Here is a 25,613-nt window from a genome sequence, read left to right as displayed (position 1 = left end):
GGGGGATGGGGTCTCCCCTGCTCGAACGGAGTTGAGAGCTTGGGGACGGTCGGGCGACGGGTGGGCTGTCACAGTCCGGCCTTCCGGTAGCGGCGCATCAGCAGGCCGTAGGAGCCGGCGATGACGAGCAGGGAGACGAGGAGGTAGACGATTCCGGCGCCGGTGGACGGCGTCAGCCCGTCGGGGAACGAACTGGTGCCGCCCAGGAACGTGGACTGCACCCCGTCGATGAGGGTGATGGGCGAGAACAGACCCAGCCAGCCGACGACGGCTTCGTTGCCCTGGAGGGTGGCGATGCCCTGGATCGCGCTGACCGCGCCGTACGGAACGGTCAGCACGGCGATCACGGCGGCGACCCCGAAGCCGCGGCGCGGGGTGAGCGCCGAGACGAGCAGCCCTATCCCGGCGAACAGCAGGGAGAGCAGCGCGGCGCAGACCAGCCCCTGCCCGAATCCCTTGGTCTGGTCGAGGAAGTCCAACTTCCCCAGCAGCGCCCCGACATAGAGCACCACCAGGGGCGCGGCGGTCAGGACGAAGAGCGCGCTCGCCATCGCGGCGAACTTCGCCACGACGTAGTCGGCCCGCTCGATCGGCCGGGAGAAATACAGCGGGGTGGTCTTGAACCGCAGGTCGCGGGAGACGGACTGCGGCGCCTGGGCCGCCAGATACAGGCCGATGACGGCCTGGAGGTAGATCGGGTACCGGCTGTAACCGACCGGGAGGGCACCGGCCTTGGTGAACATCGTGACCGCGACCATGATCCCCGCAGGCAGGCACATCACCCCGAAGAGCAGCATCGGCAGCACCTTGCTCTTCGCCGACCGCCCCAGACCGTACGCGCCGCGCAGGCTCTGTGAGAACAGCGACCGCCGGGCATAGGCACGGCCCAGCCGGGGGCCGTCGTAGTGGCGGTAGCCGATGTTGTGGATGTAGGCGCCACCCGGCGTCGTTTCCGTACTCATTCCGCGTTCCCTCCGCCCACGGTGGTGGGGCGACCGGTGTCCTGTCCCGTCGTCGCGTCCCGCTCCGCCGGCGCGCTGCCGGGCGGTGCCGGTGTCCCGGCCGCCGCCTGCGCGTCCGCGTCGCGGAAGACCTCGGCTATCTGGTGCCGCCGCTGCTCCATCCGCACCAGGCCGAGCCCCAGCCCGGCGACGGTGTCGCGGACCAGGTCGTATGTCGCGTCCCCGGACGCCTCGACGAAGAGGACGTGGCCGGAGGAGGCGGGCCCCTCGGCGCCGGGCGCGCCGGTGGTCACCGCGGCTCCGGCCGCGACCAGGGCGGCACGCAGCGCCCCGGTGCCGTCCGGGTGGGCGTCGGTGTCGGTGACCTCCACCGCCAGCGAGGTGGTGACCTTGGTGAACTCCGTGGTGGAGGAGGAGCGCAGCAACCTACCGCCGTCGATCACGACGACGTGGTCGCAGGTGCGCTCCAACTCTCCCAGGAGGTGCGAGGTGACCAGGACCGAGATCCCGAAGTCGGTGTGCACGCGCCGGATCAGGCCGAGCATCTCGTCCCGGCCGACCGGGTCGAGGCCGTTGGTGGGCTCGTCCAGGAACACCAGCTGCGGGTCGTGGACCAGCGCCTGGGCCAGCTTCACCCGCTGCTTCATGCCCGTGGAGTAGCCGCCGATGGGGCGGTACCGCTCCTCGTAGAGCCCGACGTGGCGCAGGGTGTCGGCGGTGCGCTCCCGGGCGGCGGTCGGCGGCAGCCCGGACATCCGGGCCATGTGCACCACGAACTCGGTGGCGGAGACGTCCGGCGGCAGGCAGTCGTGCTCGGGCATGTAGCCCACCCGCTCGCGGATGGCGCTGCCGTCCTTGGTCACGTCCAGTCCGAGGACGCGGGCGGTCCCCTCGGTGGCCGGGGCCAGGCCGAGAAGGATCTTGATCAGGGTCGACTTTCCGGCGCCGTTGGCACCCACCAGGCCCGTCACGCCGGGGGCGATGTCAACGGAGAGCCGGTCCAGGGCGGTCACCCTCGGGTACCGCTTGGTCAGACTTTCGGTCACGATCACAGTCACGTATTCGACGGTAGTGGCGACCGCCACATCCGGCGTCAACCCCAGCGGTGGTCTTCGCGTAGACCTCCGGTACGACATGCCCTTAGGGGTTCTCCTGCTTCAGCGGCAGGAAAGGCACGGCCGCCTCATGGTGGGCCCTGTCCCCTGCGCACCTCTTGACGCAGCCGCCGACCATTGTCACATTCATCAGTGGCAAGTTACGGGCACGTACCGCGATGGACCGCTCACGGACGGACGGTTGGCGATGGGCTCAGTCACCTCAGCGACCTTGGCAGCACCGGGAGAACTCACCGCCGGCCTCAAGGGATTCCGGGAGGTCCAACGCCTCGCGTACGCCTGCGCGGAAGCGGTGGCCGCCCAGCTCAGGCCCGGGATCACCGAGCGAACGGCGGCACGGATGCAGCGGGAGTGGCTGCGCGAGCGCGGCGTACGGGACTGGTTCCACCTGCCGTTCGCGTGGTTCGGCGACCGCACCGCGTTCGTCGGCTTCCGCGTGCCGCTGCAGTTCTTTCCCACCAACCGCGCGCTGGAACCAGGCATGCCGTTCATCCTCGACATGGCCCCGGTCCACAACGGCTACACCGCCGACATCGGCTACTCCGGCTGCCTGGGCCTCAACCCCGTGCACGACCGACTCCTCGCCGACCTCGAAGCCCACCGCGAGCTGATCCTGCGCGAGGTGCGCGAACGCCGCCCGCTGCGCGAGATCTACGAGGACGTCGAGCGGCTGATGGTGCGGCAGGGGTACGCCAACCGCCACCGCGCCTATCCCTTCGGCGTCATCGCGCACAAGGTCGACCGGGTGCGGCAGCGTCGCTGGTCTCCCACCCTCTTCGGTTTCGGCACCCAGTCCCTCAAGGGCCTCGCCTCGGACGCGCTGCACGGCCACCGGGAGGGCTGGTCCCCGCTGTGGAGCCCGTACCACTTCTCCGATCACCCGCCGCAACCCGGGCTGTGGGCGGTCGAACCCCACCTCGGGTTCCGGGGCACGGGGGCGAAGTTCGAGGAGATCCTGGTCGTCACGGACTCCAGGGACCCGCAGGAAAGCGCCTTTTGGCTCGACGACGATCTGCCGCATGTGCGGCGCTGGCAGGAGGAGAAGGCCGCGTGAGGACCGGACGTGGACGGAACGGGGAGCAGGGACCGGACGCCGGACGGCCGGCGGCGACCTCGCTCCCGGAAGCCCGGGAGCGCTGGGTGCGCACCGGCGGGATCGAACTGTGCGTCGCCGAACTCGGCGATCCGGAGCGCCCCACGGTGGTGCTGGTGCACGGCTACCCGGACAGCAAGGAGGTCTGGTCCGAGGTCGCCCGCGGCCTGGCCGAACGCTTCCACGTCGTGCTCTACGACGTCCGGGGCTGCGGCCGCTCCACCGCGCCGCGACCGCTGCGCGGCGGCTTCACCCTGGAGAAGCTGACCGACGACTTCCTGGCCGTCGCGGACGCGGTCAGCCCCGACCGGCCGGTCCACCTCGTGGGCCACGACTGGGGCTCCGTCCAGGCATGGGAGTTCGCCACCGTGCGGCGCACGGAAGGCCGGATCGCCTCCTTCACCTCCCTCTCCGGCCCGTCCCTCGACCACTTCGGCCACTGGATCAAGGACCGGCTGGCGCGCCCCACCCCCGGCCGGGCCGCCCAGCTGCTCAACCAGGGCGCCAAGTCCTGGTACGTCTACCTGCTGCACACCCCCGCCCTGCCGGAACTTGCCTGGAAGGGCCCGCTCGGCAAGCGGTGGCCGGGAATCCTCCAGCGCGTGGAGAAGGTGCCCGGCGGCGACTACCCCACCGCTTCTCTGCCCACAGATGCGGCCCACGGCGCCTGGCTCTACCGCGACAACGTCCGCGCCCGACTGCGCCGCCCCCGCGACGACGCCTATGCGCACTGCCCTGTCCAGCTCATCACCCCCACCGGTGACGCGTTCCTCTCCCAGCGGCTCTACGACGACCTCGACCGCTGGGCGCCCCAACTCGTACGCCGCACGCTCCCGGCCAAGCACTGGGTGCCGCGTACCCGCCCCGAACAACTCGTCTCCTGGATCGGCGAGTTCGTCACCGCCAAGGAGGAGGGCGACCCGGCGAAGGACATGGTGGCCTCCGGCCCGTATGCCGACCGCTTCGGTGGCCAGCTGGTACTCGTGACAGGTGCGGCCAGCGGGATCGGCCGGGCGACCGCGTTCGCGTTCGCGGAGGCCGGCGCGCGGATCATCGCCGTCGACCGGGACGCGGAGGGCGCTGCCCGCACGGCCGACATGGCCCGGCTGATCGGCGCGCCGGCGGCCTGGGGCGAGGCCGTCGACGTCTCGGACGAGGCGGCCATGGAGAAACTCGCCGACAAGGTCGATGCCGAGTACGGCACCGTGGACGTGCTGGTCAACAACGCCGGCATCGGCCTGTCCGGCGCCTTCATGGACACCACCTCCGAGGACTGGAAGAAGGTCCTGGACGTCAACCTGTGGGGTGTCATCCACGGCTGCCGCATCTTCGGCGGCCGGATGGCCGACCGGGGCCAGGGCGGCCACATCGTCAACACCGCCTCGGCCGCCGCCTACCAGCCGTCCCGGATCCTGCCCGCCTACAGCACCTCCAAGGCGGCCGTCCTCATGCTCAGCGAGTGCCTGCGCGCGGAGCTGGCCGGACAGGGCATCGGCGTCACCGCCATCTGCCCTGGCCTCGTCAACACCGGTATCACCGGCACCGCCCGCTTCACCGGCGTCTCCGCCGAGGAGGAGAAGCGCCGGCAGGCCAAGGCCGCGCGGATGTACGGGATGCGCAACTACCCGCCGGAGAAGGTCGCCGACGCCATCCTGCGCGCGGTGGTCCGCAACCAGGCAGTCGTCCCCGTCACCCCCGAGGCACGCGGCGCGCATCTGCTCTCGCGCCTCGCCCCACGGACGCTGCGGGCCCTCGCCCGCCTCAAGCCGCCCGTGTGACCGGGTCGCGCCCCCGACCCGCAACCCGCACCCGGTGGGCGGCCGGGCCCGACGCCCGGCCCGGCCACCCGCCCACCCGGATCAGGAGAACCACGCACGTCAGGAGCCGCCGATGAGCACCGCACGCCCCCAGGAGCACCACCCCATCGCGCCCCGCCGGGTCGCCTTCGACTGGCGCGAGACCCCGCTGCACTGGATACCGGACGAGCCCACCGCCACCCATGTGATCAATGTGCTGCACCTGCTGCTCCCCGCCGGCGAGCGGTGGTTCGTCAAGGTCTTCAAGGAGGCCCTCCCGCTGGTGCGGGACGAGCAACTCCTCAAGGACGTCAAGGGTTTCATGGGTCAGGAGGCCACCCACAGCGTCCAGCACTCCTACGTTCTGGACCACCTGGCCCACCAGGGCCTCGACACCACTCCCTACACCCGGCACGTCGACTTTCTCTTCGAATACCTCCTGGGGGAGCAGCCGCCGTTCCGCTTCCCGGTCCCCGAGCGGGAGTGGCTGCGCTTCCGGCTCGCCCTGATCGCCGCCATCGAGCAGTTCACCGCGGTCCTCGGCAACTGGGTCCTGAGCGCCGAGGGCCTGGACCGCGCCGATCCCGACCCGGTGATGCTCGACCTGCTCCGCTGGCACGGTGCGGAGGAGGTCGAACACCGCTCGGTCGCCTTCGACATGTACCAGCACACGGGCGGCGAGGAGCCCGCCCGCCACGCCCGCCGGGTCCTGGCCATGGCCGTGACCGCCCCCGTGCTGCTCTATCTCTGGGCCTGGGGCGCCGGCTACCTCCTGCGCCACGACCCCCAACTGGCCGCCCCCTCCCGCTACTCGCTCCGCGAACACAACCGTGCGGCGCGCAGGGGCCTGCTGCCCACCTGGCGGGAACTGGGCTCGGCCATCCCCCGCTACGTCCGGCGCTCTTACCACCCCTCCCAGGAAGGCTCGCTCCGCGCCGCCCTCACCTATCTCGCGTCCTCCCCGGCCGCCCGAGCCGCGGCCGGCGCCGTGGGACGCGCCGCCCTGCAGTGACGGTCGGGCGAAAGAAACGGCCGGGCGTGGGGAGAGTGCACGAGTCGGCCCGGCTCCGACACCATGGGCCGACCGCCGTCCGGCCCCGTTGGCCGACCACCGTCGACCGCCATGGGCCGGCCCCCACCCGACGCCGTGAGAAGGCACCTGTCCGACGCCAGGAGCCGGCCCGCCGATGCCATGAACGGGGCGGTGGCTGCCCAAAGCCGCGCGCCAGGTGGCCGGGTGGCCGCCCGAAGCCTGAACCGGGTCACCGGCCCGAGGCCCCGAGTCGGATCGCCGGCCCGAAGCTGTGAGCCGGTGACCGCCCGAAGCCGGGCCACACGAGACCTGCCCCGCCCCACCACCCGGTGAGACGGCCACCCGCCCCGGTGCCGCATGAGGCGGCCGTATCGTGGCACCGCCGCACCCGGCCCGTACCGGGGGCGAACGGCGTCAGGCCGCGGCCCATGGCTCGCCCGGCCCCGCCACGGCCCCGTGGGCAACCACCTTGTCGGCGGCCACCCCGCGTCGGCCGACCGGCACCACGGCTTCCTCGACGAGGCGGCCGTCCCGTAAGGAGCACCGCAGTGACGACCGAGCAGCCGCCGACGGCCGAGTACCGCATCGAGGACCTGGCCCACCTCAGTGGCGCCACGGTCCGCACCATCCGCGCCTACCAGGACCGCGGACTGCTGCCCCGCCCCGAGCGCCGCGGCCGTGCCAATGTGTACGGCGAGGCCCACCTGGCCCGGCTGCGCCAGATCGCCGACCTGCTCGACCGCGGGTACACCCTCGCCAGCATCAAGGAACTCCTCGAAGCCTGGGACGCCGGACGCGACCTGGGCGGCGTCCTGGGGCTGGTCGCCGAGATCGACGGACCGTGGACAGACGAGAAGCCGACCCGCATCACCCGCGCCGACCTGGACGCCGCCTTCGGCGGCAGCTCCGACGAGCAGGCGGTGGCCGAAGCCGTCGAACTCGGCGTCCTGGAACGCGTTCCCGGCCGGGACGACGCGTTCCTGGTGCCCAGTCCGCAGGAACTCGCGGTCGCCGCCGAACTGCACGCGGCGGGTGTCCCGTTGCCGGCGATCTCCGGGCATCTGCGAGAGGTGCGCGGCCAGGTCGAGCACATCGCCTCCCGTTTTCTGGACTTCACCACCGAGCACGTCTTCCAGTCGTTCCTGGACCATCCGCCCACCGAGGCCGGAACGGCCGAGGCCACGGCACTGGTCCGCCGTCTCCGTCCACTGGCCCAGCAGACCATCGACGCCGAACTCGCCCGCGCCATGCGGACCCTGGCCACCCGGTACATCCGACACCACCTCACCGAGGCACTGGCCCCCGGGTGCCCGGAGCCGGACAGCGGTGCGGATGCCGAGCCGGAGGACGGGCCACCGGCCGGCCGCGTGTCGGCGGCAACCCCGGCGCCGGAGGTCGCCACCGGACACCTGGCCGGCCCGGAACCGGAGCGCCGCCCCGAGGGGGCAGTGGCCCCCGGGCCCGTCGCGGACCCCCGTCCCGCGACCGGCTCGGAGGCCGTGCTGCTGCCCGTCGAGACCGTCCGGGCCGTCCGCGACCTGGTGGGCTCGGAGGGCATGGCGGCTTTCGTCGCCGCCGCCGCACAGCGCGAGGTGCAGGCCCGCGCCATGGACGCCCTGACGGCGGCACACCATGGCCCCGGGCCCCGCGAGGAAGGCACCCCCGGGCACTGACCTGCCCCAGGTCCTGTCGTCTCGCGGCGGCTCCCCACGCCCCGGCCTTCCCTGGCCCTTCCCGGCCTTCCCCAGGCCCGTCCCGCTTGCTTCCCTCTCCAGTTGTCAAGGATCGAGCCGGACGCCCCACCTCGCCCGGCCGCCCCTGTGGGTTGCGTCAAACCACCGGATCCGGGAGCCAGTTGCCGTGGAATCCGTACGGCACCCGTCGCGGCAGGGACACCGTGGCGACCGGGCCGGCGGTGATGTCCTCCGCGTCGAGGATCACGAGATCACTGGTGTCGGTGGCCGCGTCGTGGACATAGGTGATCAGCCAACCCGGGCCGCCCGGACGGTCGTCGGCGGGGGCGAACGCCGCCTCGCCCGGGGTACGCCCAGGACCGAAGTCATAGCGGGCCACCGCGCCGGTCCGCAGGTCGTAGCGGAGCAGGGCGCCGGGTATCGGGCCGGTGCCCGGCGCCTCGGCGGCCGTGACATGGCCGAAGCGGGCGGGCAGTCCCGCGAGGCGGTCGTCTATTCGCGGGAACTCGCCCATCTGGTCGTCGATCTGCTCCTCCCGCACGGTGCCGGAGGCGAGGTCGATCGTCCAGCGCCACAGGCAGGGCGGCTCCTGCCCCGACAGTGCGGCGTAGCGCGACACATGGAGGACGATCCGCTGGTCGCCGTCGTCATGGGCGTTCAGCGAGTGGAAGACGTAGCAGGGGTCGATGGCCAGCCAGCGGACCTCGCCATGGGGATCGTCGCGCCGCAGCACCCCGAGGCGGGCCCCGTACTCCGGATCCCAGCGGTAGGGCATACCGGGGCGGGCGTCGTCGAGGACCATCGGGAGGTCCATGAAGACGATATGGCGGGCCGTCAGATGGAAGTCGTGCATCATCGTCGCGGCGGGGACGTCGATGGGGCGGCTGACCACCAACTCCCCTTCCGCATCGGCCCGGTGGTAGGTCACATAGGGCGGCCCGGAGCGGCCGTAGCCGAAGAAGTGCAGCTCGCCGGTGGTGGGGCAGATCTTGGGGTGGGCCGTCATGGCGGTGGTGAGCCGGCCGCCGAAGTCATGAGGGCCGACGGTCTCCAGCTCACGTCCGGGCCGGCAGTCGATCTCATAGGGGAAGGACGACTCGACCAGCGCCAGGGTGCGTCCGGCATGCCGGACGACATGGGTGTTGGCGACGCCGGCGGTCAGATCGCTGCGGCCCGCCCCATCGCCGATGCGGATGCCGTCGGTGAAGGTCGAGGTGCGGACCCAGCGGTTGCGGTAGGAGACGGCCCGGCCGCCCGCGAGGCGCACGCCGTGGACCATGCCGTCGCCGAAGAACCAGTGCGCGCTGGCGGCGGCGTGGGGATTGGGGCCGTTGCGGAGATACCAGCCGGAGAGCTCCGGCGGGATGGTGCCGGTGACCGGCAGGTCGTGGGCGGTCAGTTCGTCGGTGACCGGGGCGAAGTTGCCGGCCAGGTGGGGCGGCGGAGCCGAGGACGCGGCTGCCGCGCTGGTCGGGGTGGTGGTCATGCGGCCATACCTCCCTGGACGTCGAGCCCTGCGCCGGCCTGCTCCAGGAAGCGGGTGCGGACTCGTTCCGGATATGTGGCGGTGAACCGGATGGGCAGAACGAATCCGGCGACCTGGACGAGGATCGAGTAGGCGAGGCTGAGGTCGTAGGCGGCGATGACGGCCTGCGCCGTCGCGGACAGGGCGAAGGACAGGGCCCAGGCCGCGGTGATCACGACGTTGATCCGCCGGAACAGCCGGGTGTGCCAGACCTCGGGCGGGGCCATCCGCCGGGCGATCGCCATGGTGAACGGCCGCCCCACGGCGATCGAGACCCAGGCGATGAGCGCCAGCCACCCCATCGACAGCGCGCTGCTGTACCCCTCCAGGCCGCTGTCGGGGCGGGCGAAGGCGAGGACGGACAGGCCGATGAAGTAGACGATGGTGCCGTACTCCAGCAGTCGGACGTCCAGCGCCAGCCCTGCCGCGCGGTCCGCTATCAACAGCACCACCGAGGCCACCAGCCCGGCGAGCGCCCCCCACTGCCAGCCGGCCGTGGACACCCCCGCGAAGACCAGCCATGGCACGAAGCCCCGCAGATAGTTCATGACTCCCCCTCTTTCGCTCACGCCCGATCGCGACCGGACGGCTGCTCGACGACGCACCGGGCCGACGACCGCGACCGCGGCATCGCGCCCGGTCTCAGGCGTCCCCGCCTCAGCGACATTCCAACAGTGACATGTCGAAGTTGGAAAGTCCAGCGTTGACATGTCAGTCGTGGAAGGTAATGTGCGGGTCATGAGCCTGAGACATGCCGTACTGGGCCTGCTCTCCGAATCCCCGGCGAGCGGCTACGACCTGATGAAGCTGTTCAACGCCTCGCTCGCGAGCGTCTGGCCGGCGACTCAGAGCCAGGTCTACGGCGAGCTCAACAAGCTCACCCACACCGGCCTGGTCGAGGTCTCCGCACACGGCCCGCGCGGCCGCAAGGAATACGCGATCACCGACGACGGCGTGGCCGAGCTGCGCCACTGGCTCACGGAGGTCGCACCCTCCGGCCAGCAGCGCCACGACGGCCTGCTGCGGGTGTTCTTCCTCGGCATCCTCACGCCCCTGGAAGCACAGTCGTATCTCCTCACCCTCGCCGAGGGCGCCGCCCGTGCACACGGCGAGTTCGAGCAGATCGACAAGCATGCGGAGTGGGACGAGGAGATGATCTCCGTCTACGGGCGGATCGCGCTGGAGTACGGTCTGCGAATGTCCGCGACGATGGAGGACTGGGCCCGCTGGGCCGCGGAAGAGGTCACCAGCGCCAAGGCCCGCCGAGCCAGTGAACTCGCGCGCGCACAGCTCGGCGCGAAGGAGCCCGAGCAGGACGAACTGCCGGCCACGGAACAGCCCGACGACGAGTGACGCCCGCCTCGCCGGGCATCCCCGATCTCAGCTGCCGCGGCCACCCCACCGCGGCATCCTGAAGACATGAACCACCAGCGCTCGGTGCGCATTTCGAAGTACCTGGCAAAACATCTGCGCCACGAACCGGAGCGGATCGGCATCGTCCTGGACGCTCAGGGGTGGGTGCCGGTGACCGAGCTGATCGACGCCGCCGCGCGGCACGGATTTCCCTTCTCCCGGGCGGAGTTGGCGGCCGTGGTCGCCGACAACGACAAGCAGCGCTACACCCTGGAGAACGACCGCATCCGCGCCAATCAGGGCCACTCGGTACGCGTCGACCTCGGGCTGGCGCCGGCCGTGCCTCCCGGTTTCCTCTTTCACGGCACGGTGGCCCGGAGCATTGCCGCCATACGGGAGGAGGGGCTGCGGCCGATGTCCCGGCACGCCGTGCATCTCTCACCGGACCGCGAGACCGCGACCCGGGTCGGCGCCCGCCGCGGCAAACCGGTGGTGCTGACGGTGGACGCGGAGGCGATGCATCGGGCGGGCCATGTCTTCCACCTCAGCGCCAACGGCGTCTGGCTGACCGCGCGGGTACCGCCGGAGTTCCTCCGGTTCCCCGGCTGACCCTTCCCGTCCCGCCGGCAGAGAAAGCCGCAGTTCAGAGTCCGGGTGCTCCCCAGACCGGGAACCACCGGGAAAGATCCTTCTCGATCGTCAGATCGTCCCCGAGCATCGCCCGCACCTGGAGTTCGAGCGGGTTGTCACGCTTCTCGGCATCGCCGGGCCGCGGCGCGAAGGGGTAGAACGTGCCACGCTTGTAGAGGTAGACGAGCGCCAGCGGCCGCTGTCGCTCATCGCGGAACCCGAGCAGCGAGCACAGCAGCTGCGGGCCGAAACCCGCCTCCTCCAGGGAGGTGTTGACCGCGTGCAGGTCGTTGACCAGGCCGGCAACGTCCTCCGGGGTGTGCCGCACCAGCAGCCACGTATAGCCGTACGCGTCCTGCGTGAACTCCACCGAGCCGTCCAGGAGCGCACGCGCCTCCTCCTGGATCCGCGCGAACGCGCCGCCCTCGACGCTCGCGAAGCACACCGACCCCAGCCCGGTGGGAGTGAAGCCGGCCGCGGCCTGCAGGGTGACCGCGGCGGACGGCAGCGCGAAGAGCTGGTCCAGATCGGGCCGCACCGGCTTGCTACGGCCGAGGATGGCGTCCAGAAGTCCCATACGCGGCTTGCTCCTTGATCTCTTGCTCCGATGACACCGTGGAATGTTTCACGGGAAACATCGCCATGCGCCGTCACTGCCGTGCCGCCGGAGACGGCCGCTCAGGGCCGCCCCAGCTGTGCCGCTATCCGCCCCAGCTGATCGAGCCGCTGCTCCAGCGTGGGGTGCGAGGAGAGCAGTTGGTTGAAGCTCTCCTTGTTGAACGCCGGCGCGAAGTAGAACGCGTTGAAGGGCTGGGCCTTGCGAAGGTCCTCGGTCGGGATCCGCGCGATCTGGCCGGTTACCTTCGTCAGCGCGGAGGCCAGCGCCGAGGGGCGCCCGGTCAGCAGGGCGGCGGCCCGGTCCGCGGACAGCTCGCGGTAGCGGGAGAGCAGCCTGGTGAGCAGGAAGCTGATCGCGTAGACGACGACGCTGACTGCGGTGACGATCAGGACGGCGATGGCGGCGTTCTGGTCGCGGTTGTTGCGTCCGACGCCGCTCCACAGGGCGGCGCGGGTGATGATGCCGGCCAGAACCCCGAGGAACGACGCGATGGTCATCACCGCGACATCGCGATGGGCGACATGCGAGAGCTCATGGGCCAGCACACCCTCCAGCTCCTCCGGCTCCAGCCGCCTGAGCAGCCCGGTCGTGGCGCAGACCATGGAGTTCTGCTGGTTGCGGCCGGTGGCGAAGGCGTTCGGCACATCCGACTCGGCGATCGCGACCCTCGGCTTGGGCATGTCGGCCAGGGCACAGAGCCGGTCGACTGCGCCGTGCAGCTCGGGCGCCTGCTCCGGTGTGACCTCGTGCGCGCCCATGCTGAAGGCCGCGATCCGGTCGCTGAACCAGAACTGTGCGACGAACATCGCGCCCGAGATCAGCAGCACCACCACCCAGGCACCCTTGAGCAGCACCACCAGCGCACCGACGACCACGACGTACAAAAGCCCGATGAAGAACATCGTCATGACCATGCGCGAGGTCAGCCCGCGGTCGGGGGCGAATCGGGTCTGTGCCATGGCTCCTCCACAACGCACCGCTTCTCGCGCAGTGCGACGGCCCGGTCGCGCGCCGGTCTCCACCCGCGCGCCGGGCCTGCACCCTGCGCCGCTGTCCCAATTCTCCCCCTTGCCGGCTATATACCGGGTAAAGCCTCGGCCGAGATACCAGGGCAAACCGGGCGTACGGCCTGACGTGGCGGTTGTATCGCTATGCGTCGAGCTGCGCCAGCCCCTCGGTGGCGATCCGCTCGAAGACCGCCGGGTCAGCTGCGAAGACCGAGTCCGCGATCGGCCAGTGAATGACCAGCTCCTCGATGCCCAGCTCGGCGTGCCGACCGGCGAAGTCCACAAAGGCGTCCAGCGAGTCCAGCGGCTGGTCAGGGGTGAATCCGGTCAGCATGGTCTTCTGCAGCTCGTCGAAGTTCCGGCCCTGGTCGGCACATGCCTTCGCCAGTCCCTCGATCTGCCGGCGGACGGCCTCCCACGACTCGGTCGGCGTCCCACCCGCGTTCGACACCTTGGGGTCGCCGGTCGTCACCCATGCCTGGCCATAACGGGCGGCCAGCTTCAGCCCGCGCGGGCCGGTGGCGGCCACGGCGAACGGCAGTCGCGGCCGCTGCACACAGCCGGGGATATTGCGCACCTCGTCCGCGGAGTAGTGGGTGCCTTCGCTGGAGACGACGTCCTCGGTCAGCAACCGGTCCAGCAGCGCGGTGAACTCGGCGAAACGGTCCGCCCGTTCGCGCGGCGACCAGGGCTCCTGGCCCAGCGCGGTGGCGTCGAAACCGTTGCCGCCGGCGCCGATACCCAGCGTGACGCGGCCGTCACTGATGTCGTCGAGCGAGATCAACTCCTTGGCGAGGGTGACCGGATGCCGGAAGTTCGGCGAGGTGACGAGGGTGCCCAGGCGCATCCGGGAGGTCGCGGCGGCGGCCGCGGTCAGCGTCGGGAGAGCGCCGAACCATGCCTGGTCGCGGAAGCTCCGCCACGAGAGGTGGTCATAGGTGTACGCGGCGTGGAAACCCAGCTCCTCGGCGCGTTGCCACACCTCCTTACCGCCTTCGGACCAGCGGCGGACGGGCAGGATCACAGTGCTCAGTCGCATATCCCCGAGCGTACGGGCACCCCGGAGAAAGCCCGCGGGGCCGGCCTCCCCGCCGAGCTCATGTGTGCCACCCACCGCACGCCTGTACGTGCCGATACGCGAAGATGGCCCCGTGACTGATGCCCCCACCACGCCGCGCCGGCCCACCCGGCTGATCGCCACCGACCTCGACGGCACGCTGCTGCACGACGACAAGACGGTCTCCGACCGGACGATCGCCGCGCTGGCCGCCGCGGAGGACGCGGGCATCGAGGTGTTCTTCGTCACCGGCCGCCCGGCCCGCTGGATGGACGTGGTCAGTGACCATGTGCACGGCCACGGTCTGGCGATCTGCGCGAACGGCGCGGCCGTCGTCGATCTTCACCGGGGCAACCGCATCGTCGAGGTCAGCCCCCTCGACCACACGGTGGCGATCGACGTCGTCCATGCCCTGCGCGGCGCGGCCCCCGGCACCAGCTTCGCCGTCGAGCGCACCGGCGGCATCCACTACGAGCCCCAGTACCCGCCCTTCCTCCTCGACCCCGCCGCGGTGATCGCGCCGGCCGAGAAACTCCTCGCCGACGACTTCGCCCCCCAGGTGGCCCCCGAGCCGGCGAACGGCGGCACCGACGGCCCGTACGCGGCCGGCTTCGCCCCGACCGCCCCGGACGCCGCGGGCGCCACCGTCACCGGCAGCGACGCCCCGGCCCCCGACCAGCCCGTGCTCAAGCTGCTCGCGCACCACCCCGAGCTCGACCCCGACGCCTTCCTCACGCTGGCCAGGGCCACCGCCGGCCACCTCGCGTCCTTCACCCGGTCCAGCCCCACCGCCCTCCTGGAGATCAGCGGCCCGGGCGTCAGCAAGGCCGGCACCCTCGCCCGCTGTTGTGCGGAGCGCGGAATCTCCCCGGACGAGGTCGTCGCCTTCGGCGACATGCCGAACGACATCGAAATGCTCACCTGGGCCGGGACCGGGTACGCCATGGCCAACGCCCACCCCGACGTACTAGCGGCCACCACGCACCGCACGGATTCCAACAACGACGACGGTGTCGCGGTCGTGATCGAGCGGATTCTCCAAGAGCGTTGAGGCCGTAACCGGCTCGTATGTTTCACGTGAAACACGTCAACTCCCGCAAGGGAGAAGCTGTTTCACGTGAAACATGCCACCGCGCACTCGTCTAGGGTCGCGGGGGTGAGCGAGCCGTCCTACCTTGCCGCGGTCCGGGAGTCGTACGACACCGTCGCGGCCTCCTACGCGGAACGGGTCAAGAAACCCGCGGAGTTGGACCCCATGTCCCGGGCGATGCTGGCGACCTTCGCCGACGATGTGCAGGCAGCCGACCACGGGCCGGTCGCGGATCTGGGATGCGGGCCCGGCAAGGTCACCGCTCATCTGGCCGACCTGGGAGTGCCCGCCTTCGGCCTCGACCTCTCCCCGAAGATGATCAGGCTGGCCCAACGCGCCTACCCGCGCCTGCACTTCCTCGTGGGCTCCATGACCGCGCTGGGCTTCCGGGCCAACGTCCTCGGCGGCATCCTGGCCTACTACTCCACCCACCACACGCCGCCGGAGGTGCTGCCCCGCGTCTTCGCCGAGTTCCATCGCACCCTCGCACCCGGCGGCCGGCTGATGGTGGCCGGCCACGTGGGCGACAACGTACGACTGCGCCCGGCACGGGCCTACGGCGGCCACCCGGTGTCCTACGAGTCCCACCTGATCCCCGCGGAGCGGATCGCCGCCCTGCTGGGCCGGGCCGGTCTCGTCGTCACCGCACGCCTGGCGCAGGAACCCGCCGAAGACGCACACAGGTCGATTGCGACGGTTCTGGCGCGGAAGCCCGAAAGCGGGGCGGCGTAGAGACGCTCGCCGCCCGGCCCCTCACAGCGGCGCCTCCCACGTCACCATCGTCCCCCCGCCGCCCAGCCCCGGGCCGTAGGTGCTGGAACCGCCCAGCGACTCCGCGCGCTTGGCGAGGTTCTTCAGCCCGCTGCGGCGGCCACCCCCGGCGATGCCCACCCCGTCGTCGGCAACGGTGAGCCGGACACCCGGAGTGCCGTCCGGCAAGGTGACCGTCGCGTCCACCACGATCTCGATCCGGGACGCCTCGGCATGCCGGAAGGCGTTCGACAGCGCCTCGCGCAGCGCGGCGATCAGGTTCTTGCCCGCCAGTTCCCCGACCCGGGAGTCGACCTTGCCGACGAACTGCGCCGACGGCTGGAAGCCCAGCGGCACGGCAGCGGTGCCGATCTCCCGCAGCACCCGGGTCCGCAGCCCCGACGGCGCCTCGGCCGGGCTCTGCTGGAGCGCGAAGATCGCGGTCCGGATCTCCTGGATGGTGACGTCGAGTTCGTCGATGGCCTTGCCGACCCGCCGGGCCACCTCCGGCACCACGGTCTTGCGCTGTGCGCTCTCCAGCACCATCCCGGTCGCGAACAGCCGCTGGATCACCAGGTCGTGCAGATCACGGGCGATCCGGTCGCGGTCCTCGTAGACCGCCAGCTGCTCCCGGTCGCGCTGCGCGTCGGCCAGCACCAGCGCCAGCGCTGCCTGCGCGGCGAACTGGGTGGCCAGGGTCCGCTCGGCGGCGCTGAACGGACGGCCGCCGCGCGCCCGCGGCGTGGCGAGGGTGCCGAGCACCCGGCCACCGCTCTTGAGCGGCAGCATCATGCTCGGCCCGTAGCGCGACGCGAGATGGGTGACCATCCGCGGATCGCTCGCCGAGTCGCGGACGAACACCGGGTCACCGGCGAGGAGTTGCTCGGCCACCGGGCTGTCCGGCGGGATCTGGGTCCCCAGGATCCCGGTCGGGTCGTCGGCCGACACCGCGACGATCTCCAACCCGCCCTCCTCGTCCGGCAGCAGCACGATGCCGGCCGCCGAATCGGCGAGCTTCCTGGCCTGCTCCGCGACCACCGCGAGCGCGTCGTCGACGTCGCTGCCGGCGAGGAGCTCGGTGGTCACCGCCACCGACCCGTCGATCCAGCGCTCGCGCTGCCGGGTAGCCGCGTACAGCCGGGCGTTGCCGATCGCGATCCCGGCCTCGGTGGCCAGCACCCGCACCATGTGCAGGTCCTCCTGGCTGAACTCCCCGCCGCGCTTCTCGGTCAGATAGAGGTTGCCGAAGATCTCTCCCTGGACGCGGATCGGCACGCCCAGGAACGACCGCATCGGCGGGTGCCCCGGCGGGAACCCGGCCGAACGGGGGTCCTTGGTGAGGTCGGCCAGCCGCACCGGCTTCGGATCGTGGATCAGGGCGCCGAGCAGCCCCTTGTGTCCGTCGGGCAGCGCGCCGATGCGCTCGTGCTGCGCCCCGGTCACGCCGTAGGTCACGAAGTCCGACAGCCCTTCCCGGGTGTCGTCGATGATCCCGATCGCGGCGTAGCGCGCGTCGGCGAGTTCGGCGGCGGTCTCCACGATCCGGTCCAGCGTGATGTGCAGATCCAGCCCCGCGCCGACGGTGCGCATCGCCTCCAGCAGTTGCGGCACCCGGGCGGTCAGCTCGGACGACAGTCCCTGGAGGCTGCGGGTGGCCTCGGTGGCGGCGTCCATGGGGTCCGGACGTCCGCCGGCGCTGCCGGTGCCCGCGGGGTCGGGGGACGGTCCTGCCGTGACTGCCATGCCCCGAGCCTAATAAGGGACCATTTCCGGGAAAAGTTCAGTTATCCGGCGCCGAGTCCCGGCGGGCTCCCTACGCCGCGCTCCCGGCCCCGACGGGCGGGGCTGTCCGCAGGTGGGCGGCGTCCACCTCCCGTTCGCGCTCCAGCATCCGCCGGAACGGACCGTCGGCGCCGGCCAGCTCCGCGTAACCACCGCGCTGCACCACCCGGCCGCGGTCCAGGACCAGCACCTCGTCGACCGCGTCCAGACCGGCGAGCCGGTGGGTGATCAGCACCGTCGTCCGGCCTTCGGTGGCGGCCAGCAGATCGGCGGTCAGCGCGTCCGCGGTGGCCAGGTCGAGGTGCTCGGCGGGCTCGTCCAGCACCAGCACGGGGAAGTCCGCGAGCAGCGCACGGGCCAGGGCCAGCCGCTGCCGCTGACCGCCGGAGAGCCGGGCGCCGTGCTCGCCGACCATGGTGTCCAGGCCGTCCGGCAGCCCGCGCACCCAGTCCGCCAGCCGCGCCCGGCCGAGCGCGTCCCAGAGGTCGCGGTCGTCGGCGCACCCCGGGCCGCTGCGGTCCCGCCGGGCCAGCCGGAGGTTCTCCCGCAGCGAGCTGTCGAAGAGGTGCGCGTCCTGCGCGCAGAGCCCGACCAGCCGCCGCACCGCGTCGCCGGCCAGGTCCTGGGCGTCCGTGCCGGCCAGCGTGTACGCCCCCGACTCCCGATCCAGGAACCGCAGCAGCACCTGCGCCAGCGTGGTCTTGCCGGACCCGGACGGTCCGACGACGGCGAGCCGGCGGCCCGGTGCCAGGCTGAAGCCGACGCCGTCCAGCGCCGGCCGGTCCTGCCCCGGGTGACGCGCGGTCAACTCGTCTACGACCAGCGGGAACGGCACATCAGGTGCGTCCGCTGGGGCGTCCGGTTCGCGGACCGGCGCCGGGGCGTCCAGCACCTCGAAGACCCGCTCCGCGGCGTGCCGGGTGCGCCGCCGGTACTGCGCGGCCAGCGGAAGTCCGGCCACCGCCTCGAACGCGGCGAGCGGGATGAGGACGACGACGGCCAGCTCCACGCCCGCCAGCCGGCCGGCGTGCACCGCCTGGATGCCCACCACCGAGGCCGCCGCCACGGTCAGCCCGCACAGCAGCGCCGAGAGACCGGCCCCGGCACCGGCCGCGGCGGCCGAGCGGGAGGCGATCCGGGTCAGCTCCCGGTCCGCGCGGCGCACCGCGGCGGTCCGCGCACCGAGCGCCCCGGCGACCGTCAACTCGGCGGTGCCGGTGAGGAGATCGACGACACGGGTGGCGAGCGCCCCGCGAGCCGGCGCCAGCCGGCGCTCCGCGCGCCGCGCCGCCGCGGCCGACAGCGCCGGCACCCCGGCCCCGGCGAGCAGCAGCCCCACCGCGAGGATCGCCCCGGCCTCCGGCAGCAGCCAGCCGGTGAACGCGACGGTGCCCGCGCCGACCAACAGGGCCGCCCCCACGGGCAGCAGCCAGCGCAGGAAGTAGTCCTGCACCGCGTCGACGTCCGCCACCAGCCGCGACAGCAGGTCGCCGCGGCGGCGCTCCTTGAGCCCGGCCGGGGCCAGCCGCTCCAACCGCCGGAAGACGGCCACCCGGACATCGGCGAGCATCCGGAAGACCGCGTCGTGCGCCACCAGCCGCTCGGCGTAGCGGAACACCGCCCGCCCGATGCCGAACGCCCGGGTCGCGGTCACCGCCACCATCAGGTACAGCACCGGCGGTTCCTGCGAGGCCCGCGAGATCAGCCAGCCGGAGGTCGCCATCAGTCCCACCGCGCTGCCCAGCGCGAGGCTGCCGAGCAGCAGCGCGAGCCCCAGGCGCGCCCGCCGGGCACGGGCCAGCCCGCGCAGCCGCCCCAGCGCGGAGCGCGACCCGGGAGCGGGAACGTCCTCGCCCCCCGGCACCGGCCCGGCGTCCGCCGACCGGCCCGGCTCGGCGGGAGAGACCCGCCCGGCGACCGCACGCGTCGGCACCGCGGCCGCCTCGTCCACCGGTTCACCGGCCGCGGCACCGACCTCCGGCCCCGCCAGCCGCACCGTCCGGTCGGCCACCGCCAGCAGCGCCGGCCGGTGGACGACCAGCAGGACCGTACGCCCGGCCGTGAGCCGGCCCACGGCCCCGACCAGGGCCTGCTCGGTCTCCCCGTCCAGATTCGCGGTGGGCTCGTCCAACAGCACGATCGGCCGGTCGGCGAGGAACGCGCGGGCCAGCGCGATGCGTTGCCGCTGGCCCGCGGAGAGCCCGGCGCCGGACTCCCCGAGCCGGGTGGCCGCGCCCTCCGGCAGCGCGTCGACGAACTCCAGCGCCCCGGCTTCGCGCAACGCGGCACGGACCGCCGCGTCATCGGCGTCCGGTCGCACCAGCCGGACGTTCTCGGCGATGGACCCGGCGAAGAGGTGCGGATGCTGCGGCACCCAGGCGATCCGGCTCCACCAACTCTCGGGGGAGAGGTCGGCGAGGTCCCGCCCGTCGACGAGGACCCGCCCCTCGGAGGGTTCGGTGAAGCCGAGCACCGCGCTCAGCAGCGTGGACTTGCCGGCGCCGGACGGGCCGACCAGCGCGACCGTCTCGCCGGGCCGGACCTCGAACGAGGTGGCCGGCAGCGAGTCGGCGGTGCGCCCGGGGTGGCGGACGACCAGGCCCTCGACGGTCAGCCCGGTGCCGTCCGGCGCGGGTGCGGTGCCGGGCGTCCGCGGCCGGGTCTCCAGAACGGCGAAGATCTCCTCCGCGGCCGAGAGCCCCTCGGCCGCGGCGTGGTACTGCGCCCCCACCTGCCGCAGCGGCAGATACGCCTCGGGGGCCAGCACCAGCACCATCAGGCCGGTGTAGAGGTCGAGTTCGCCCTTCACCAGGCGCATGCCGATGCCGACCGCGACCAGCGCCACGGAGATGGTGGCGAGCAGTTCGAGCGCGAAGGAGGAGAGGAACGCGATCCGCAGGGTGCGCAGGGTGGCCCGGCGGTACTCGCTGGTGATCGCGCGGATGGACGCGGCCTGGGCCTTGGCCCGGCCGAAGACCTTCAGCGTCGGAAGCCCCTCGACGACGTCGAGGAAGTGCCCGGACAGCCGGGCGAGCAGCCGCCACTGGCGGTCCATCCGCGACTGGGTGGCCCAGCCGATCAGGACCATGAACAGCGGGATCAGCGGCAGGGTGACGACGATGGTCAGCGCGGAGATCCAGTCCCCGGTGACGATCCGCGCCAGCACCGCGACCGGCACCACGACCGCCAGCCCCAACTGCGGCAGATAGCGGGCGAAGTAGTCGTCCAGCGCGTCGATGCCGCGGGTGGCCAGGGCCGTCAGCTCCCCGGTCCGCAGCTCCGGGGTCCCGGCGTCCCCGGCACCCGCCGCGCGGCGGATCTCCGCCCCGGGCCCCAGCGCCGCCGCCCGTTCGATCAGCCGCATCCGCAGTTCGGACTTGACCGCCGCACCGGCACGGTGGGCGGCGAGTTCGGTGAGCCAGGAGACCAGCCCCCGGCCGACCGAGACCGCGGCGAGCAGCACCACCGGAATGACCAACGCCCCGAGGGTGCAGCCGTGTTGGAAGGCGCCGACCACGATCTCCGCGATCAGCATGGCCTGGCCGACGACCAGGCCCGCTCCGGCAAGCCCGAGCACCACCACCGCGACGAGGAATCCGCGGGTGGCACGGGCGTATCGGAGCAGGCGCGGGTCGATCGGTTTCACGTGAAACCTTCCGTTCTCCCGAGCCCCGCCCTGGCGGGACGGGTCTCGGCTAGTGGCTTTCGGCGAGGTGCTGGGTGCCGATCCGCTTGCGGAACACCCAGTAGGTCCACCCTTGGTAGAGCATCACGATCGGCGCGGCGATCCCGGCGCACCAGGTCATGATCTTCAGGGTGTAGGGGCTGGACGAGGCGTTGCTGACCGTGAGGCTCCAGCTCTCGTTCAGCGTGGACGGCATCACGTTCGGGAAGAGCGTCAGGAACAGCATGGCGACCGCCGCCACGATGGTGATCCCGGAGAAGGCGAAGGCCCAGCCCTCCCGCCCGAGCTTGTTGGCCCCGAGCGCGGCGACCAGCGCCAGCACCGCGACGATCATGGCGACCAGGCTGCCGCCGTCCCCCTTGTCGGCCTGGGTCCAGCCCAGGAACCCGACCGCGAGCACGGCGGTGGTCAGCCCGAGGAAGCCCGCCGTCCGGCGCGCCCGCTCCCGGATGTCGCCCACGGTCTTCAGCGACGCGAACACCGCGCCGTGGAAGGTGAACAGCGTCAGCGTGACCAGACCGCCGAGGATCGCGTACGGGTTGAACAGGTCGAGCAGGCCGCCGACGTACTCCTTGTGCGCGTCGATCTGCACGCCGCGGACGATGTTGCCGAAGGCCACGCCCCACAGCACTGCGGGCAGCAGCGAGGTCCAGAAGATCGCGTGCTCCCAGTTGCGCTGCCAGCGGTCCTCGGGCCGCTTCACGCGGTACTCGAACGCGACACCGCGGACGATCAGGCAGACCAGGATCAGCAGCAGCGGCAGATAGAAGCCGGAGAAGAGGGTGGCGTACCACTCCGGGAAAGCGGCGAAGGTCGCGCCGCCCGCGCTGAGCAGCCAGACCTCGTTGCCGTCCCAGACCGGCCCGATGGTGTTGATCAGCACCCGCTTCTCGCTCCGGTCCCGGGCGAGCAGCTTGGTGAGCACGCCGATCCCGAAGTCGAAGCCTTCCAGGAAGAAGTACCCGGTCCACAGGAAGGCGATGATGACGAACCAGACGTCATGGAGTTGCATGGTCGCCTCCTAGTACGAGAAGGCCATCGGCCGGTCGGCGTCGGTGGAGTCGCCACCGATCTTGGTGGGCGGATTGAGGTCGGAGTCGGAGAGTTCCTGGGGTCCGGCCTTGATGTACTTGGCCAGCAGCCTCACCTCGACCACGGCGAGGATCGCGTAGAGCGTGGTGAAGACGACCAGCGACGTGATCACCTCGCCCTGGGAGACCCCCGGCGAGACCGCGTCCCGGGTGCGCAGCACGCCGTAGACGACCCAGGGCTGGCGGCCCATCTCGGTGAAGATCCAGCCCCACGAGTTGGCGATCAGCGGGAAGCCGAGGGTGACGAAGGCCAGCCGCCAGTACCACTTGGTCAGGCGGTCGCCCAGCGTCCTGTTCTTGGTGAGCGCGAGATGCGGCGCCTCGTCGTCACCGGTCCGCAGCCGGGGCGCCAGCCAGAACTTCTTGCGGGTGAGCCACAGTCCGGCCAGACCGATGGCGAAGGACGTCATCCCGAAGCCGATCATCCAGCGGAAGCCCCAGTAGGTGACCGGGATGTTCGGCCGGTAGTCACCGGGCCCGAACTTCTGCTGCTCGGACTTGTTGACGTCGTTGATGCCGGGGACCGGCGAGGAGAAGTCGTTGTGCGCGAGGAAGGAGAGCAGACCCGGTATCTCGATGGCGACCTTGTTGTGCCCCTTGGCGACATCGCCGTACGAGAAGACCGAGAACGGCGCCGGCGCGGCCTTGTCCCACAGCGCCTCGGCCGAGGCCATCTTCATCGGCTGCTGCTTGAACATCACCTTGCCGAGCGAGTCACCGCTGACCGCGGTGAGCAGCCCCGCGACCACCAGCGTGACCAGTCCGAGCCGCAGCGACGTCCGCATGACCTTGATGTGCTTCTTGCGCATCAGGTGGTACGCGGAGACGCCGACCATGAACGCGGCACCGGTCAGGAAGGCCGCGGTCAGGGTGTGGAAAACGACGACCAGGGTGGTGTCCTGGGTCAGCACCTTCCAGAAGTCGGTCAGTTCGGCCCGCCCTGTGGCGTGGTTGATCTTGTAGCCGACCGGGTGCTGCATCCAGGAGTTGGCCGCGAGGATGAAGTACGCGGAGAGCACGGTGCCGATCGAGACCATCCACATGCAGAAGCAGTGGAGCTTCTTCGGCAGCTTGTCCCAGCCGAAGATCCACAGTCCGATGAAGGTCGACTCGAAGAAGAACGCGATCAGGGCCTCGAAGGCGAGCGGCGCACCGAAGACGTCCCCGACGAACCGCGAGTAGTCCGACCAGTTCATACCGAACTGGAATTCCTGGACGATGCCGGTGACGACACCCATCGCGATATTGATCAGGAACAGTTTGCCCCAGAACTTGGTGGCCTTGAGATACCTCTGCTTACCCGTTCGCACCCATGCGGTCTCGAGTCCGGCCACCAAAGCGGCGAGAGAGATCGTCAAGGGAACGAACAGGAAGTGGTAGACGGTCGTGATGCCGAATTGCCATCGCGCCATAGTCTCCGGCGCCAACGCCAGCTCCACGTCGCGGCCTCCTTACGTCCTTGCGTCGCCGTCCACGGAGCCGCATGTCCCTTTTGTGGCACATAAAGCGGCACATACCAGGACGCGAGCTTGTGAACGCGTTCACATTCACAAGCATTATCTCCCATGCCTCACACCCCAAGGGAAGGGGGGTACGTGACTGCCGTCACGCTGGAATCCGTGACCCATGCACCCTTTATGCCGTGGTTATGCGCGCACCCTTCCCAGCGGCTTCAACATATTGTTGAATTCGGCGCCATGAAGATCCGCATCTCCTGGCCCGCCGGGAACGTCACCGCCACACTGGACGACACCCCGACCGCCACCGCGCTCCTCGCCGCCCTGCCGCTCCAGGCCACCGCCCATACCTGGGGCGAGGAGGTCTACTTCGACACCGGGCTCACCCCGGCCCTGGAGCCCGACGCCCGCCAGGTCGTCGAACCGGGCACGGTCGCCTTCTGGACCGAGGGCAACGCGCTCGCCCTCCCCTACGGCCCGACCCCGATATCCCACGGCGACGAGGCCCGACTCGCCTCGCCCTGCAACGTCCTGGGCCGCATCGACGGCGACCCGCGGGCCCTGGCCACCGTCCGCGCCGGCGACGCCGTCCACGTGCGGCCGGCCTGAGGCCGCGAACGGCGGAGGCCGCGGATCCGTCCGGACCCGCGGCCTCAGTGCACACCACCGCACGGGGCACCACGCCCCGGCGGACCGGAAACCGGCTACAGCGCCTTGCGGAACTCCTCCGCTGCCTGCAGGAACAGGTCCATCGCCGGCTTCTCCCCGATCGTCACCCGCACCCCCTCGCCCGCGAACGGCCGCACGACCACCCCGGCCCGCTCGCACGCCGCGGCGAAGTCGGTGGTCCGGTCCCCCAGCCGCAGCCAGACGAAGTTCGCCTCCGACGCCGGAACGGTCCAGCCCTGCGCCACCAGCGCGTCGTACACCCGCGTCCGCTCGGCGACCAGCGCGTCGACCCGCTCCAGCAGCGCCGACTCGCTGCGCAGCGACGCCACCGCGGCCTCCTGCGCGAGCTGGCTCACGCCGAACGGCACCGCCGTCTTGCGCAGCGCGGCGGCCACCTCCGGATGCGCCACCGCGAAGCCGACCCGCAGGCCCGCCAGGCCGTACGCCTTGGAGAAGGTGCGCAGCACGCACACGTTGGGGCGGTCGCGGTAGAGCTCGATCCCGTCCGGCACGTCCGCGTCACGGATGAACTCGCGGTACGCCTCGTCCAGCACCACCAGCACGTCGTCCGGCACCCGGTCCAGGAAGGACTCCAGCTCCGCACGGCGCACCACGGTGCCGGTGGGGTTGTTGGGGTTGCAGACGAAGATCAGCCGGGTCCGGTCGGTGATCGCCGCCAGCATCGCCTCAAGATCGTGCACCTCACCGGAGGTGAGCGGCACCTGCACGGGCGTCGCCCCGGAGACCTGGGTGACGATCGGGTACGCCTCGAACGACCGCCAGGCGTAGATCACTTCGTCGCCGGGCCCGGCCGTCGACTGGACCAGCTGCTGGGCCACTCCGACCGACCCGGTGCCGGTCGCCAGGTGCGTGACCGGCACCGAGAACCGGTCGGCCAGCTCCGCCATCAGACCCGTACACGCCATGTCGGGATAGCGGTTGAACGATCCGGCAGCCGCCACCGCGCTTTCCAGGACGCCCGGCAGCGGCGGGTAGGGGTTCTCGTTGGAGGACAGCTTGTAGGCGACCGGGCCGTCGGCCGCCGCCGGCCGCCCCGGCTTGTAGGTGGGGATGCCGTCCAGCGCAGCACGCAGCCTCGGGGTCTTCTCGCTCACCGCAGGTCCTCCTCAACCATCCCTCTCGACTCCAATACTGCACACCTTATGAGGATTGCCCCGCCCAGTGGCAGGCCCTGAGAGGACGGC

Annotated in this window: 21 protein-coding genes; 9 read left to right on the top strand and 12 right to left on the bottom strand. The window is 71.5% G+C overall.

The window, feature by feature from the left end; translation table 11 throughout:
- Positions 1-68 precede the first annotated feature (68 nt).
- Positions 69-962 (bottom strand): ABC transporter permease, encoded by an 894-nt coding sequence (locus K2224_RS06945; protein WP_221905749.1) that lies wholly within the window; start codon positions 960-962, stop codon positions 69-71.
- Positions 959-2,047, bottom strand: a complete 1,089-nt coding sequence (locus K2224_RS06940; protein ID WP_221905748.1) for an ABC transporter ATP-binding protein — start codon at positions 2,045-2,047, stop codon at positions 959-961. Before K2224_RS06940 ends, K2224_RS06945 begins: the two co-directional genes overlap by 4 nt.
- A 217-nt stretch (positions 2,048-2,264) precedes the next feature.
- On the opposite strand from K2224_RS06940, the gene K2224_RS06935 reads away from it, so the two are divergent.
- The 4 genes from K2224_RS06935 (at position 2,265) to K2224_RS06920 (ending at position 7,672) form a co-directional block, all read left to right on the top strand.
- Positions 2,265-3,131 (top strand): M24 family metallopeptidase, encoded by an 867-nt coding sequence (locus K2224_RS06935; RefSeq protein ID WP_221905747.1) that lies wholly within the window; start codon positions 2,265-2,267, stop codon positions 3,129-3,131.
- Positions 3,128-4,948, top strand: coding sequence for an SDR family oxidoreductase (locus K2224_RS06930; RefSeq protein WP_221905746.1), 1,821 nt, complete (start codon positions 3,128-3,130; stop codon positions 4,946-4,948). The genes K2224_RS06935 and K2224_RS06930 overlap by 4 nt, the downstream gene beginning before the upstream one ends.
- Positions 4,949-5,060: 112 nt before the next feature.
- Positions 5,061-5,978 (top strand): metal-dependent hydrolase, encoded by a 918-nt coding sequence (locus K2224_RS06925; RefSeq protein ID WP_221905745.1) that lies wholly within the window; start codon positions 5,061-5,063, stop codon positions 5,976-5,978.
- Between the two features lie 569 nt (positions 5,979-6,547).
- Complete coding sequence (locus tag K2224_RS06920) at positions 6,548-7,672, top strand: MerR family transcriptional regulator (RefSeq protein ID WP_221905744.1); 1,125 nt, start codon at positions 6,548-6,550, stop codon at positions 7,670-7,672.
- A 157-nt stretch (positions 7,673-7,829) separates the two neighbouring features.
- Here the strand turns inward: K2224_RS06920 and K2224_RS06915 are convergent, their stop codons facing one another.
- Both K2224_RS06915 and K2224_RS06910 read right to left on the bottom strand, forming a co-directional pair.
- Entirely contained in the window at positions 7,830-9,179 is a 1,350-nt protein-coding gene (locus K2224_RS06915) for a carotenoid oxygenase family protein (RefSeq protein WP_221905743.1), read from the bottom strand.
- On the bottom strand, positions 9,176-9,766 hold the full coding sequence (locus K2224_RS06910) for a hypothetical protein (RefSeq protein WP_221905742.1): 591 nt from the start codon (positions 9,764-9,766) through the stop codon (positions 9,176-9,178). Before K2224_RS06910 ends, K2224_RS06915 begins: the two co-directional genes overlap by 4 nt.
- Positions 9,767-9,956: 190 nt before the next feature.
- Between K2224_RS06910 and K2224_RS06905 the strand changes: the two genes are divergently transcribed.
- Together K2224_RS06905 and K2224_RS06900 are read left to right on the top strand one after the other, a co-directional pair.
- Positions 9,957-10,571: a PadR family transcriptional regulator gene (locus tag K2224_RS06905; protein ID WP_221905741.1), complete on the top strand. Its 615-nt coding sequence runs from the start codon at positions 9,957-9,959 to the stop codon at positions 10,569-10,571.
- A gap of 66 nt (positions 10,572-10,637) precedes the next feature.
- Positions 10,638-11,180 (top strand): RNA 2'-phosphotransferase, encoded by a 543-nt coding sequence (locus tag K2224_RS06900; protein ID WP_221905740.1) that lies wholly within the window; start codon positions 10,638-10,640, stop codon positions 11,178-11,180.
- 34 nt (positions 11,181-11,214) lie between these two features.
- Here K2224_RS06900 and K2224_RS06895 read toward each other — a convergent pair whose 3' ends face one another.
- The 3 genes from K2224_RS06895 to K2224_RS06885 all read right to left on the bottom strand — a co-directional run bounded on the left by K2224_RS06895 (position 11,215) and on the right by K2224_RS06885 (position 13,866).
- Positions 11,215-11,778: a PspA-associated protein PspAB gene (locus K2224_RS06895; protein ID WP_221905739.1), complete on the bottom strand. Its 564-nt coding sequence runs from the start codon at positions 11,776-11,778 to the stop codon at positions 11,215-11,217.
- Positions 11,779-11,879: 101 nt separating this feature from the next.
- The gene (htpX, locus tag K2224_RS06890) at positions 11,880-12,779 is read right to left on the bottom strand and encodes a zinc metalloprotease HtpX (protein WP_221905738.1); all 900 of its coding nucleotides are present in this window, start codon (positions 12,777-12,779) and stop codon (positions 11,880-11,882) included.
- A gap of 190 nt (positions 12,780-12,969) precedes the next feature.
- Complete coding sequence (locus K2224_RS06885) at positions 12,970-13,866, bottom strand: LLM class flavin-dependent oxidoreductase (RefSeq protein ID WP_221905737.1); 897 nt, start codon at positions 13,864-13,866, stop codon at positions 12,970-12,972.
- Positions 13,867-13,978: 112 nt separating this feature from the next.
- Between K2224_RS06885 and K2224_RS06880 the strand changes: the two genes are divergently transcribed.
- Both K2224_RS06880 and K2224_RS06875 read left to right on the top strand, forming a co-directional pair.
- Positions 13,979-14,935, top strand: a complete 957-nt coding sequence (locus K2224_RS06880; RefSeq protein ID WP_221905736.1) for an HAD hydrolase family protein — start codon at positions 13,979-13,981, stop codon at positions 14,933-14,935.
- A gap of 105 nt (positions 14,936-15,040) precedes the next feature.
- Positions 15,041-15,706 carry a class I SAM-dependent methyltransferase gene (locus K2224_RS06875; RefSeq protein ID WP_221905735.1) on the top strand — a complete coding sequence of 222 codons (666 nt, stop codon included), beginning with the start codon at positions 15,041-15,043 and terminating at the stop codon, positions 15,704-15,706.
- 21 nt (positions 15,707-15,727) lie between these two features.
- On the opposite strand, the gene K2224_RS06870 is transcribed toward K2224_RS06875, so the two are convergent.
- The 4 genes from K2224_RS06870 to K2224_RS06855 form a co-directional block, all read right to left on the bottom strand.
- Positions 15,728-17,398: a GAF domain-containing protein gene (locus K2224_RS06870; protein ID WP_221909473.1), complete on the bottom strand. Its 1,671-nt coding sequence runs from the start codon at positions 17,396-17,398 to the stop codon at positions 15,728-15,730.
- 139 nt (positions 17,399-17,537) lie between these two features.
- On the bottom strand, positions 17,538-21,152 hold the full coding sequence (gene cydD, locus K2224_RS06865; RefSeq protein WP_221905734.1) for a thiol reductant ABC exporter subunit CydD: 3,615 nt from the start codon (positions 21,150-21,152) through the stop codon (positions 17,538-17,540).
- 49 nt (positions 21,153-21,201) lie between these two features.
- The gene (gene cydB / locus K2224_RS06860; protein ID WP_221905733.1) at positions 21,202-22,203 is read right to left on the bottom strand and encodes a cytochrome d ubiquinol oxidase subunit II; all 1,002 of its coding nucleotides are present in this window, start codon (positions 22,201-22,203) and stop codon (positions 21,202-21,204) included.
- A gap of 9 nt (positions 22,204-22,212) precedes the next feature.
- On the bottom strand, positions 22,213-23,721 hold the full coding sequence (locus K2224_RS06855) for a cytochrome ubiquinol oxidase subunit I (RefSeq protein ID WP_221905732.1): 1,509 nt from the start codon (positions 23,719-23,721) through the stop codon (positions 22,213-22,215).
- Positions 23,722-23,979: 258 nt separating this feature from the next.
- On the opposite strand from K2224_RS06855, the gene K2224_RS06850 reads away from it, so the two are divergent.
- Positions 23,980-24,348: a cyclophilin-like fold protein gene (locus K2224_RS06850; protein ID WP_221905731.1), complete on the top strand. Its 369-nt coding sequence runs from the start codon at positions 23,980-23,982 to the stop codon at positions 24,346-24,348.
- Between the two features lie 95 nt (positions 24,349-24,443).
- Here the strand turns inward: K2224_RS06850 and hisC are convergent, their stop codons facing one another.
- Positions 24,444-25,523 carry a histidinol-phosphate transaminase gene (hisC, locus tag K2224_RS06845; protein WP_221905730.1) on the bottom strand — a complete coding sequence of 360 codons (1,080 nt, stop codon included), beginning with the start codon at positions 25,521-25,523 and terminating at the stop codon, positions 24,444-24,446.
- Positions 25,524-25,613: the final 90 nt, after the last annotated feature.

It is taken from the genome of Streptomyces sp. BHT-5-2, assembly GCF_019774615.1.
Classification (GTDB): Bacteria; Actinomycetota; Actinomycetes; order Streptomycetales; family Streptomycetaceae; genus Streptomyces.
Note: the sequence above shows the minus strand (reverse complement) of the source record. Positions and strands in the feature narration are given on the sequence as shown.